Source organism: Mesorhizobium sp. Pch-S (genome assembly GCF_004136315.1).
Lineage (GTDB): Bacteria > Pseudomonadota > Alphaproteobacteria > Rhizobiales > Rhizobiaceae > Mesorhizobium.
Genome location: NZ_CP029562.1, coordinates 1,101,565 through 1,113,914, shown reverse-complemented (window position 1 = coordinate 1,113,914; position 12,350 = coordinate 1,101,565). Strand labels below are relative to the sequence as shown.

Genomic DNA, 12,350 nt, shown 5'->3' with positions numbered 1-12,350 from the left:
GCACCAAAGCAACGCTATTTGACGCGCTGTCGCGAGTTTCGAAACCGGCTCTTTATACGGTCTGTCAGTCGGCCAGCACGCGGGTCGACGGGAAGGCCACTTCCACCACGTGCCTTCGCCGGGCGTCGAATTGATGGTGAACCGGGCGCGGTTGGCCTCGACCATCGCCTTGGTCAGCGGCAGGCCGAGGCCGGTGCCGTCGCTGCGGCCGCGCTTCAGGGCGTTGACCTGCTTGAAGGGCTTCAGCGCGTGTTCGATCTCGGCCTGGGTCATGCCAACGCCGGTATCGCGCACCCGCATCACCACATCACCAGAGGTTTCATAGGCGGTCGAGACGATCACCTGGCCGCCGGCCTGCGTGTAGCGGACGGCATTTGACAGGATGTTGAGCGCGATCTGGCGGATCGAACGCAGGTCGGCCACGACCTCCGGCAGGCGCGAGGCGAAAGACGAACGGATGATCACCCGCTCGCGGTTGGCCTGCGGCTGCATCAGCGCGACGGATTCGGCCAGCGTGTCGTTGAGCGACACCGCCTCATAGTCCATTTCCTGCTGGCCTGCCTCGATCTTGGAGATGTCGAGCAGGTCGTTGACGAGGTCGAGGACATGGTTGCCCGAGCGGTTGATGTCGCGCAGATAGTCGCGATAGCGCTCATTGGCGATCGGCCCGAACTTCTCGTCCACCATCAGCTCGGAAAAACCGATGATGGCGTTGAGCGGCGTGCGGATCTCGTGGCTGATGCGGGCAAGGAAATCGGTCTTCTGCGAGGAGGCGCGCTCGGCCACCGCACGCGCCTGGGTGAGTTCTTCCTCGGCCCGTTTCCATTGCGTGATGTCGCGCACCACGGCGCAGTAGCCGCTGTCGCCTGGCAGGCGGCCGATGGTCATGAACAGCGGGATGAAACGCCCTTCGGCCTCGCGGCCGATGACTTCGCGGCCATCGTTGAGCACGCTGGCCACACCATTGTCGGAAAGACCGGCAAGGTAGTCACGCGCCGCCTTCTGGCTTTCGATGGCGAACAGCGAGGCGAACGGCTTGCCGGCGACGTCATCGCTGTCGAAGCTGAACAGGGCCTCCGCCGGCCGGCTGATCGAGCGGATGGTGCCATCGCGGTTGATCAGCACCACGCCGTCGGTGGCGGTGTCGATGATGGTGCGCATTTCGGCGATGCGCGCCTTGAGCTCGGCATTGTCGGGCTGTGCCGTCTCGGCGGCCGGAAAGGGCAGGACCTGCGCCGACCGGTTGTCCGTCGTGCCGTTCAGCACCAGCATCAGGGCCTTGCCCTTGCCCCACGGCACGGAACGCAGCACCGCATCGACCGGGACCTCGTCGCCACCGGCTTTCCTGAGCCGCAGCTTGTGGTCTGAATGGTCGGGCGCATCGTCGCTGGCATAGGCGTCGGCAAACAGCGCATCCAGGCCGCCGGCGGCCTCCAGCGCGGCAAGATCGCCATAGCCGGTCAGGGCCAGGAATTCCGTATTCGCGTAATGCAGCCTGTCGCCGGAATGGATCAGCAGCGGCACCGGCAGGCGCGCCACAAGCGAGGTGTCCGGCACTGTTTCGCCGGTTGAGAAGGCTGCGGGCACGAAACCGCCGGCCTGCAGCGGCGGCGCTATACGCGGTACCACGGCGACCTGCGCCGGCTCAGCGCCGGCAAGCGCTTCATCCTCGTCGCGGGGATGCGTCAGATCGCCGTCATCTTCCAGGCGGGCGAGATCGGTGTCTTCCGCTGCGTCGTCCGCAAGGGGTGTCTCTTCGGCAACCGCGCCACGACGCTGTTGCGTTGCCTTGGCGGCGGCGGCCCTGACGTCACCTGCATCGTCCAGCGTCGGCGCTGTCCTGTCATCTGCCTCACCGTCATCCTCGGTGGCAAAGGCCAGCAGCGAGCGTGGCGACGCCAGCTTGGCGTCCGGTTGCACGGCATCGTCCGATCCGGCAACTTCGGTTTCGGTCGGCTGGCTGGACAGCGCAACGGGCACTTCGGAGCTCGCGACGGAATCTTCGATTTCGGAAACCGTCTCGGCATCCGCGCCGTCGAGCCGGGTCAGATCCTCGACGTCCTCGGCTTCCTGCGCTTCGATCAGCGTGCTGCTGTCGTCTGCGTCGGTCTCCTCCTGGGAAACGGCATCATCCTGCGCGCCAACGGTTTCGGGGTCCGCTGCGTTTTCCTTGTTGTCCAGGGCTGGTTGCTCAACGGCGACGACAGCAGGCAGGACCGCGGTCTCCGGCTTCTCCGGGGTTGCGGGCGCAATCGCGTCGGCAGGCTTCGTCGCTTCGACGTCCTTGCCGGATGCCGCAGTCATTTCGACATTGCCCGGCGACGCAGCGGCGATATCCGTCTGCGATGCGGCAGGGATCGTCTCTTTCGGCGTGGCGGGAGCAGCCTTGCCGGGTTCGACGGCGCTGTCCTTTTTCAGGCGCTCGCCGATCTCGCGGAAGGCGGTGCGCTCCACGTTCGAGAGGCCTTTGTCATTGGCCGGTGCCCGGTGTTCCGCCAGCCGGATGACCTTGTCGGTGAACCGGCGTTCCAGCGTCGGCGCAATGGTCAGCGCGGGCGTCTCGCCCTGGAAAGCGTTGTGGCGGCTTGCCTCTGCGCCAGGTTGCTTCGCCTCCGGTATGGCGGGCGGCGCGACGACTGCAGCGGGCGGCGTTGCTGACGGTGTCCAATCAGGCGTCAGCGCCTCGCCGACTTTTTCGTGGTCTTCTGTGGCATCGGCGACCCGCGCGACGCCGAAACCACGGAAACCTTCGAAGTTGCGGTTACGGTCGTAGACGGGCAGGGCGGCGAGGTCGACCGGCACCTTCAGGCTGCTGCCGGCGATCGGCCAGGCGACCGAACGGCCCGACCACGTGTCGCGCCGGTCCAGGAGCCCCGCGATTTCGCCGGAAGGATCGAAGCCGAAAGTGGTGGCGACATCCTTGAAACGTCGGCCGATGACATCGGCTGCGGCTTCGCCGACAACGGCGGCGAACTCCGGAGAAATCGCGCTGAAGCGGCCGGCTGCATCGGTGCGCCATACGAAACGCACCGGCGCTGCGTTACGGGCGATGGCCGGCAACGCGGCTGCCGCGGTCTCGGCAGGCTCCGACCCGGCCGGCGTCTGGTTTTCGCCATTGCGGCCGGCGTCGCTGAAATACCAGCCGTCATGATGGTGTTCGCCGGATGCGGCGCTGGCGGACGCGCTGTCGTCAGCTGCGCGCCAGCCTTCCGCGGCGGGTGGTTCGGCCGAAGCCGTCGGGCCGTTGCCGGTAGGGATCGTCGCTGTGGGTGCTGTGTCAGCCCGATCGGTGCTGCCATCGTCGATCACCACCAGCAGATGGCGTTCCGGATCATCCGTCAGTCTCGCCATGCCCGCGGGCAGGGCGCGCTTTCCAGCCTGCACACGCCGCTTCAGCGTGCGTTCGTGATCGCGGCCGGTTTCGCCCGCCAGCGCTGCAAGTGTCTCGGTGGTGATTCCGAGTTCCGGAAAGCCCTGCGATGCGGCTTCGACATGACCGCTACCGTCGATGAAAGCCAGGAACTGGCCGTCGGTGGTGAAGCCGCTGATGGCGCGTTCGGCGATCTCGACCACGCTGCGCGAACCGGTCTGCTGGACCGGCACCGAAAGCAGGATTGCCGCTTCGCCGTCCGGCATGGTCACGGCGCTGGCCTGGAAGCCGATTGCCTGCGTTGCCATGCCCCGGGAAAGCCGGACCAGCAGCGCGCGGTTGCGGCCGATGGCCGGGAAGCCGGCGGTGGCCGTGATCTGGCGCTTCGCCACGGGCGGCAGGTCGGCCGGCGCCTCGATCGCCGCCTCGATGTCGGCATGGCCGAGCACCGCAGCGCCCGGGCCGTTCGCCCACAGCACCTGGTCGAGGTCGGCCGACAGGATGAGGAGCGCGTCGCCGGCAGCGAAACGCGTCCGCACCTCGTCGAGGACGGCAACATCGAGGAACGAATAGTTCTCGGACGGCATGCGCTCTGGCGATCCTCCAGGAGATGGCCGCGGTTAATTCTTCGTTAATAAATGGGTGCCGCAGCAAGGTCCACAAGCCAGAAGATAGCCCACTTGAAAAGTAAGGCTTTTGGTTAACGCGGGCATCCCCTTGTTTCTTTTCACTAATGTTGCGACGCAACATAAATATTGCACTGCACAATGGGAAATGCTATGGTGTTAACAGAAATGAACGAGACGGCCCGGCGCCACAGAGTGCGAACGTGCCCGTCCACACCGAGGATGGAAAATGACCAAGACGAAGACCGCCGAGACCACTGAATTCCCGACCTTCGATGCTTCGCAGGCTGCTGACCAGGTTCGCGCTTTCGCCGAGAAGGGCGTCGAGCAGTCGAAGGAGACCTTCGCCAAGCTGAAGACCGGCGCCGAGGAAGCCAAGAAGGCTTTCGAGACCAGCTACGAGACCGCCAAGACCACCTCGAGCGACCTGTCGCTGAAGGCAATCGCCACGCTGCGCGCCAACGCCGAAGCCAATTTCTCGCACCTCGAAGCCCTCGTCGGCGCCAAGTCGCTGTCGGAAGTCGTCGAGCTGCAGACCTCGTTCCTGCGCAAGCGCGTCGAGACCGCCGTCGAGCAGGCCAAGGAATTCCAGGCTGCCGCCTCCAAGGCCGCCGAGGAAGTTTCCAAGCCTTACAAGGCCGCTTTCGAGAAGGCCTTCAAGGACGTCTCCAAGGCCGCTTGATGCTCGGCCCGAAAATCGGAAGCGATTTTCGGAAAGTATGCATGCCGGAAAGTGCGGCAAAATGGCAAGGGCAGGCCGGGGTCTTGTAAGCATCAAACCGGCTTCCTAGCTTTATGAGGCAAGAGATACCTGGGGTGGTTCCTCCTCCCTCCGCTCCAGGCAAAAGCCGGCTCCTCCTCCCGCCGGCTTCATATCGGAAAAAGGCCGGCTCCTCCTCCCGCCGGCCTTTTTCTTAAATTCTCCAAAAGGGTGGGACCTCTCCGAAAACTGGTACTGCGTCTCGGTTGAGGCTTGAGTTTGGTTGGAATGCGTCGGCAGCCCCCAGCGTTTTGTCGGGGTCCGGGCGTCCGGGTGAACACGGATGTGGGTGATCGGGCCTTTGCCTTCGCAAGAGCCTTGAATTACGATCCGATTGCCCGTATGGACGCTTCGCCGGATGACGGAGCGCGGCTGACACGAGTGGAGCTGGTGTTGCGATCATCGACGGGCATGAGTGCCGTTGTAGCTCAGATGGTTAGAGCGCCGGATTGTGGATCCGGAGGTCCTCGGTTCGATCCCGAGCAACGGTACCACTTCTTTTTCGCCGGGTGGATGCCCCGCAAACCAATCACTGAAACCAGGTCTTGTTCTTTGGTGCCGGTAAGGTTGCCGTGAGCTTGCGACTCGGTTTCAATTGAAACAGAGCAATTCCAGCAAAAGTGCCTAGCGGTTTTGCGTCCGGAATTGCGCCAAAAAAGACAGAGCGTTTCCGTGAAACGCTCTAGAGACACCGGCCCGCCGCGCCGACAAGCGCTGGTGGCCGGAAAGAACCGAAACGGGTAGTTCAATTATGAGCGTACACGCGATCGAATTTCTGCAGGACTGGATCGGCAAGGAGTGCTGTGCCCCGTCCGAAGCGGTGAAGATCGAAAAACATGCCGAGGTTTTGGCCAAGCAGTGTGCCGCCAAGGCCGCCGAAGCGGGGATCCCGCTGGAAGACCTCCAGGAAGAGGTCGGCGATATCCAGGAACTGATCGCTTCGCGCCTCGAAGAGGCCGTCGAGGCGGAAACGGACGCCGACAAGGCGGCCTGAGCCTGCTCCCTTCTCCCGATGGAGAAGGGCTCTTCGTTCTCGAGATCAGCGATGCCACTCGGCAGGGTCGTCATCTACGCCAGGGATGTCGAGGAAACCGCCCGCTTCTATGAGCGGCATTTCGGCTTTACGGCAACCCGCTCACCCGGAGACAGGATTGTCGAGCTGGTCGCCAGGGATGGCGGCGCCAATATCCTGCTGCATCAGGCCGCCAAAGGTCAGCGCGGCGGCCAGTCGATCGTCAAGCTGGTCTTCGACGTCGAGGATGTCGAACTGTTCTGCAGGCAGCGCGCCGAAGACGGCCTCGATTTCGGCGCCATCCACAAGGCCGATGGCTACCTGTTCGCGAACGGGAAGGATCCCTGCCAGAATCCCATCTCCGTCTCGAGTCGCGCTTTCCGGAAAGAGGGTTGAGAGCGCTGCCGTATGGCCGGATCGATTGTTCTCGGTTTAGAACAATGACCCCTGGCCGCTGGGACCCTTGTCCTTTGGCGCAGTTCGGGCCTGTTTTGGCGCGATGGGACCCGGCGAAGCCGGACCTGGCGCCGGTTCGCCGCCCTCGGCCGTCGCATGGGCGGAACCATCGGCAAAGCGCAGTTCCAGTCCGGCGCCCGGCGTCACGTCCGCGGCCCGCCTGACCAGCGTTCCATCGGCATCGAGCACGAGCGCATAGCCGCGCTCCAGGATCGCCTGCTCCGACAGTTTCAACGTCGAGAGCAGCCGGTCGGCCTGGGTGAGACGGGCGCGCAAGCGCTCCAGCCGTACCGTCATCGCCTGGTCCTTGCGTCGCGCCAGAGCCAGCAATGCTTCTCCTTGCAGCTTCTGCCGGCGTGCGATCGGCGCGGGCGAAAGCCGTGCCGCCGTGCGCATGAAGCGCGCGCGGCGCTCGCGCACGATGCCGAGGAAAGCAGCCTGCGCGCGGGCCAGGTCACGCGCGGTCAGCCGCCGCGCCTCATCCATGCGCCGGGCCAGTGTCGCCGGTGTCAGCCGGATCGCGCCCAGCCGGCCACGCTTGCGTTCGATCGCCACCGACAGCGCGCGGCCCAGCCGGTTTTCCGCCTCGTCGAAACGGCGCCTCGGCAATGCCAGCAACTGGTCCGGCGAGGGCAGGGCCCGTGCTGCCGCGCGGGCCGCTTGGCGGCGGCGGTCGATGCCGCGCGAAAGCGCTGCCGCAAGGCGCGCCGACAGATTGGCAAGCGTCGCCTCCAGCTCACCTTTCACCGGTACGGCGATTTCGGCGGCACCGGTCGGTGTCGGCGCGCGCACGTCGGCGGCAAGGTCGATCAGTGTCCAGTCGGTTTCATGGCCGACGGCCGAGATGATCGGAATCCCGGAAGCCGCGACGGCCCGTGCCAGCCCTTCATCGTTGAAGCCCCACAGATCCTCCAGGCTGCCGCCGCCGCGAGCCACGATGATCAAGTCCGGCCGCGGGATCGGCCCGCCCGGCTCCAGGCTGTTGAAGCCCTCGACCGCCACTGTTGCTTCCATGCCGGCCGTTTCGCCCTGCACACGCACCGGCCACACCAGCACATGCAGCGGGAAGCGGTCGCGGATACGGTGCAGGATATCGCGGATCACCGCACCGGTGGGCGAGGTGACCACGCCGATGACAGAAGGCATGTAGGGCAGCAGCTGCTTGCGACCCGGGTCGAACAGGCCTTCGGCGGCGAGGCGGCGCTTGCGCTCTTCCAGCATCGCCATCAGGGCGCCGGCACCTGCGGGTTCCAGATTGTCGATGACGATCTGGTAGTTCGATTTGCCGGGATAGGTGGTGAGCTTGCCGGATGCGATCACTTCCATGCCCTCTTCGGGACGGAAGCGCAGCCTGCTCATCGTGCCTTTCCAGACCACGGCGTCGAGGCGGGACCGGTCGTCCTTCAGCGCGAAGTAGGCGTGGCCCGATGAATGCGGGCCGCGATATCCGGAAATCTCGCCGCGCACGCGCACATTGCCGAACGTGTCTTCCACCGTGCGCTTCAGCGCACCGGAAATCTCGCTCACCGTATATTCGGTGGCGTTGGTCGCGTTCGGCCTCGAATCGTCTTCGAAAAAGTCACTCATGTACCGATTGGCGCGCCGGAGGGGGCATGGGTCAAGCCCCTGCAGCCTGAGTGGGCGTTGCTGGACCACATGAATGCGATGGACGTGCATGGCCGGTCGGCCTATCGATGCGCAATTGCTGAAATCAAGGCGTCGCCATGAACATGCAGCAATCCCGGCCGCCTGAACCCGTGCCCGTTATGCGCAGCGCCAGCGAACGTCCGTTCGAGCCGCTCGACTATGGTCTCTATGCGCTCACCGTCATCGCCTGGAGCCTGTCCTGGTACGCCATCGAGTTCCAGGTCGGCACCGTGGCCAACGAGGTCAACATCGTCTGGCGGTTCGCCATTGCAACTGCCCTGATGTTCGGCTGGGTGGTGCTGAAGCGTGGCCGGCTGCGTTTCGCCTGGGCCGATCACATGCGCTTCATGGCGCTCGGCGTCCTGATGTTCTCGTCGAATTTCCTGCTGTTCTATTACGGCGCCGGCTACCTGGTCTCCGGGCTCCTGTCGGTGGTCTTCTCGCTGGCCTCGGTGATGAACATGATGCTTGGCGCCATCGTCATGCGCGAGAAGCCGTCGCCGCGCATCCTGCTTGGCGGGCTCACCGGCTTCTGCGGCATCGCGTTGATGTTCCTGCCCGAGATCGTCGGCCATGATCTCGGCGGCGGCACGCTGGTCGGCCTTGCCTTCTGCGTTGCCGGCACGCTCTCCTTCTGTATCGGCAACGTGATCTCGGCCGCAGGTATGCGCAAGGGCCTGGCGCTCGTCTCGATGAACGCCTGGGGCATGTTCTACGGCACGCTGTGGTCGGCGATCCTGGCCTTTTCGATGGGCCGCACCTTCACCGTGGTGCCGACGCTGGCCTATTTCGGTTCGCTGCTGTTCCTGGCGGTGGTCTCCACCATCATGGGCTTTGCCGCCTACCTCACGCTGCTCGGCCGCATCGGCGCGGCGCGCGCCGGCTATGCCACGGTGATGTTCCCGATCTTCGCGCTGCTGGTCTCGACCGTGCTCGAAGACTACCGATGGACCGCCTTCGCCATCGTCGGCATGGTGCTGGTCGCCGTCGGCAACGTGCTGGTTGTGCGCGGTGGCCGGCGCTAGCGCGTTTCTGCTTTAACGAAACGCTGGCCGCAGCCGTTACCAGCCCGGCATGATCTGGCTGGGCTTGGTCCGCTTCATCTTGGTGAAGGCGAGCGAGGCGAAATCGAAACTGCCGGGCTCCTCGTTCATCGGCACCGAGATGTTGTCGAGGCTTTCGGCGATGTGGCGCGCCAGCGCCTCGACGATTTCCGGCCGGCTGGTCTGGCCGCGCATCAGGCCGATGCGGCAATCGGGCAGCAGGCCGAAGCCGTCGGCTTCGCCCAGCACACGCATGCCGGGCCGCAGCGCGCATTCCGGCAGCACCGAGATCGCCAGTCCCGACAGCACCGCGGCGGCAATGACCGTTGCCGAGAAGGAGGAGAACAGGATGCGGTAGTCGCGCCGCATCTCGTCCAGCACGTCGCAGGCGGCGCGGCGCCAGATGCAGTTCGGCCGGCCGAAGGCCATCGGCAGCACTTCTTCCTCATGGGTGGCGTGGTTGGCGGACGTGACCCACAGCAGCGGTTCGCGCCGCACCACTTCCGACTGGCCGCGCGCGTCGTTGTGGGTGACCAGCGCCAGGTCGAGATGGCCGCGCTTGATCTGTTCCACCAGCCCGGGTGTCGGTTCGCAGGTGACGGTGAGTTCCACGCGCGGATTGGAGCGCGCGAAGCGCGCCATGATCTCAGGCAGGAAGCGGTCGGCATAATCGTCCGGCGTGCCGATGCGGATGGTGCCTTCAAGCCGGTTGTCGTCGAAGGCGGAAAGCGTTTCGCGGTTCAGGTAGATCAGCCGCCGGGCATAGGACAGAAGCCGGTCGCCATCCTCGGTCAGCTTGTTGGAGCGGCCGTCCTTTTCGAACAGCGGCTTGCCGATGCGCTCCTCCAGCCGCCGCATCTGCATCGACACCGCCGACTGCGTGCGATGCACCTCTTCGGCAGCGCGGGTGAAGGATCCTGTGTCTGCGATCGAGATGAAGGTCTGCAACTGGTCGAGGTCGAGCGGCGCTTTCATCGTTATGATCCATCATCGTTTTTGATGATTTTGATAGAAACCATTCGTCGAGGAAATTGAGCTGTCGGTTCCATTCATCATCAGAGTTGATGATAGAGATTAAAAACATTCGTTGGATTAATCAATCGCGACGTGGCATTTATCCAATTGTCCATATGAGCGCGTGTGAAACGGCTTCGGACCGCCTGTTTCGGCGGTGCGGAACCCTGTTGCGCGCGGTTTCGAGGAGAAGACCCATGACCACGTATGATTTCGCCCCAGAGAGTGCGCGCATCACCGCGACCCCGGCTGCTGCGACGCGTGTGTTCAACCGAATGATCGGCTTTTTCCATGCCTGGCAAAACCGACGCACCTTCTATCGCCTCGGCGAGATGTCCGATGCGGAACTGGCCGATATCGGCCTGACCCGTGCCGATCTCTCCGTCGCCATCGACCTGCCCTTCGGTTCGGACCCGACGGTGAAGCTCCGTTCGATTGCCAGCGAGCGTATCGCCTCGATCGAGGAACTGGCCCGCAGGGTGGCCTGATCTCTCGCTTCGCGTTCCGGCCTCCAGCGGAACGCAGGTGGAAAGAGTTGCTGCAGGTTTCCCACTCCCTTCCGGCTCGACCCAGCCGGGACCTGCGCACCGCCCGGTCCTCCCACGGACCGGGCTTTTTCTTTTTGGGGGAGCGCGCTTTTCCCTTCTCCCTCAAGAGGAGAAGGGAAGCTCACACCATTGCCGGGTTGAGCCGTGCGAAACCTTCCTGGCGGCGGTAAGGGAAATGCGGGTAGGGCGCCGTCACGCTGCTTGCCGCATCGAGCCTGGCGACCTGTTCCGGTGTCAGCGACCAGCCGACGGCGCCGAGGTTCTGGCGCAACTGCTCCTCGTTGCGCGCCCCGATGATGACGGAGGACACCGTCGGCCGCTGCAGCAGCCAGTTGATGGCGATCTGCGGCACGCTTTTGCCGGTCTCCTTCGCCACTTGCTGCAGCGCGTCGACGACGCGGTAGAGATGTTCGTCCTCCACCGGCGGGCCGAAGTCGGCTGTCTCATGCAGCCGGCTGCCGGCTGGGATCGGAGCGTCGCGGCTGATCTTGCCGGTCAACCGGCCCCAGCCGAGCGGGCTCCACACCAGCGCGCCGAGGCCCTGGTCCTGGCCGAGCGGCATCAGGTCCCATTCATAATCGCGGCCGACCAGTGAGTAGTAGACCTGGTTTGCGACATAACGCGACCAGCCATGCTTGTCCGCCGTCGCCAGCGATTTCATGACCTGCCAGCCGGAGAAGTTGGAGACGCCGATGTAGCGCAGCTTGCCGGCTTGCACGAGACCGTCGAGCGTGGAGAGCACTTCCTCGACAGGTGTGTGCGCATCGAAGGCATGCAGTTGGAAAATGTCGATATGGTCGGTGCCGAGGCGGCCGAGCGCGGCATCCACCGCCTCGATCAGCCGGCTGCGCGACGATCCCCACTGGTTCGGTCCGTCGCCCAGCGGCAGGCTGGCCTTGGTCGAGATCAGCACGTCGTTGCGCCGGCCCTTGATCGCCTCGCCGAGCACGGTTTCCGACGCGCCGTCGGAATAGACGTCGGCGGTGTCGAACAGGTTGACGCCGGCTTCCAGGCAGATGTCCACCAGCCGGCGGGCTTCCTCGATGCCGGTATTGCCCCAGGCGCTGAACAGCGGCCCCTTGCCGGCGAACGTGCCCGCTCCGAAGGAAAGTACGGGGACCCTCAGGCCCGATCTGCCGAGATTGCGGTATTCCATCCTAGGGGTCTCCATCTGCCAATGATGGCTAGATAGAAGGCTGTCGTTTCGTGAACCAGAGTGGCCAAAGGCACAGGATTTGTGACTTCAAGTCACATCCCGTTCCAGCCGTTCGGGAGACAGCGTTAGGCGATCTGCTCTATGCGGCATCGTGCACACAGAGGATATGCCTGCAGGAACGATCCGACCCGCTGCCGCATTTCCTCGAAGTTGCGTCCATACATGTAGAGGGCAGTCTCGGTTGGCCCCTGCCAGTGGCTTGCGACGTGGCCGACGCCTTCGAGCAGGCGCTGGCATTCGGCGTAGACATGGTTGGAATCGCAGGCCCGATAGACCTCGTCTGGAAGATCGGTGCCGTTCAGGTAGAGGGCTAGACCTTCATGCGTTCCGAAGGCGATGCGCTGGTTGTTCTGGCTCGGCAGCAGCAGATGCGATCCCCTGGGCGCCAGCATTGCGCCAAGAACACCCTTCACGGTATCGACCGCCTTGTCCGAGAAGTCGTCGATTTCGATCTCGATATCGCATTGGCTGACTTCGCCGTTGGCCTCCAGCAAGGTGCCGCCACCCACGGTGCGGATGCCGAAGCCCTGTTCGGACATGGCCGTGTCGAATGCGTCTTCGATCTCGCCGCGGTCCAGCGGCTGCAACCTGGCATTCAGCACAGCCATCACGCGGACAGGAGCGGCTTTTTTCTTCCCAAACAAGCCGAACATGCATG

General features: G+C 64.3%; 9 protein-coding genes, 1 tRNA gene and 1 pseudogene. 6 read left to right on the top strand and 5 right to left on the bottom strand.

Going from position 1 to position 12,350, the window contains the following annotated elements; translation table 11 throughout:
- Positions 1-64: 64 nt before the first annotated feature.
- Positions 65-3,957 (bottom strand): annotated as a pseudogene (locus C1M53_RS05165) (histidine kinase dimerization/phospho-acceptor domain-containing protein).
- 268 nt (positions 3,958-4,225) lie between these two features.
- On the opposite strand from C1M53_RS05165, the gene C1M53_RS05160 reads away from it, so the two are divergent.
- From C1M53_RS05160 to C1M53_RS05145, 4 genes are all read left to right on the top strand, one after another.
- Positions 4,226-4,678, top strand: a complete 453-nt coding sequence (locus C1M53_RS05160; protein WP_129411262.1) for a phasin — start codon at positions 4,226-4,228, stop codon at positions 4,676-4,678.
- Between the two features lie 495 nt (positions 4,679-5,173).
- Positions 5,174-5,250, top strand: a tRNA-His gene (locus C1M53_RS05155).
- A gap of 257 nt (positions 5,251-5,507) precedes the next feature.
- Positions 5,508-5,750, top strand: coding sequence for a DUF768 domain-containing protein (locus C1M53_RS05150; protein ID WP_129411261.1), 243 nt, complete (start codon positions 5,508-5,510; stop codon positions 5,748-5,750).
- A 51-nt stretch (positions 5,751-5,801) separates the two neighbouring features.
- Positions 5,802-6,164, top strand: a complete 363-nt coding sequence (locus tag C1M53_RS05145; protein WP_129411260.1) for a VOC family protein — start codon at positions 5,802-5,804, stop codon at positions 6,162-6,164.
- A gap of 36 nt (positions 6,165-6,200) precedes the next feature.
- On the opposite strand, the gene xseA is transcribed toward C1M53_RS05145, so the two are convergent.
- Positions 6,201-7,811 carry an exodeoxyribonuclease VII large subunit gene (gene xseA, locus C1M53_RS05140; protein WP_129411259.1) on the bottom strand — a complete coding sequence of 537 codons (1,611 nt, stop codon included), beginning with the start codon at positions 7,809-7,811 and terminating at the stop codon, positions 6,201-6,203.
- Between the two features lie 137 nt (positions 7,812-7,948).
- Here xseA and C1M53_RS05135 point away from each other — a divergent pair, with 137 nt between their 5' ends.
- Complete coding sequence (locus C1M53_RS05135; protein ID WP_245488458.1) at positions 7,949-8,896, top strand: DMT family transporter; 948 nt, start codon at positions 7,949-7,951, stop codon at positions 8,894-8,896.
- Positions 8,897-8,932: 36 nt separating this feature from the next.
- Here the strand turns inward: C1M53_RS05135 and C1M53_RS05130 are convergent, their stop codons facing one another.
- Positions 8,933-9,889 (bottom strand): LysR substrate-binding domain-containing protein, encoded by a 957-nt coding sequence (locus C1M53_RS05130; protein ID WP_129411258.1) that lies wholly within the window; start codon positions 9,887-9,889, stop codon positions 8,933-8,935.
- A 236-nt stretch (positions 9,890-10,125) separates the two neighbouring features.
- Between C1M53_RS05130 and C1M53_RS05125 the strand changes: the two genes are divergently transcribed.
- Entirely contained in the window at positions 10,126-10,416 is a 291-nt protein-coding gene (locus C1M53_RS05125; RefSeq protein WP_101936649.1) for a DUF1127 domain-containing protein, read from the top strand.
- Between the two features lie 181 nt (positions 10,417-10,597).
- On the opposite strand, the gene C1M53_RS05120 is transcribed toward C1M53_RS05125, so the two are convergent.
- Positions 10,598-11,632 (bottom strand): aldo/keto reductase, encoded by a 1,035-nt coding sequence (locus C1M53_RS05120; protein ID WP_129411257.1) that lies wholly within the window; start codon positions 11,630-11,632, stop codon positions 10,598-10,600.
- Positions 11,633-11,757: 125 nt separating this feature from the next.
- On the bottom strand, positions 11,758-12,345 hold the full coding sequence (locus C1M53_RS05115) for a hypothetical protein (RefSeq protein ID WP_129411256.1): 588 nt from the start codon (positions 12,343-12,345) through the stop codon (positions 11,758-11,760).
- Positions 12,346-12,350 lie beyond the last annotated feature (5 nt).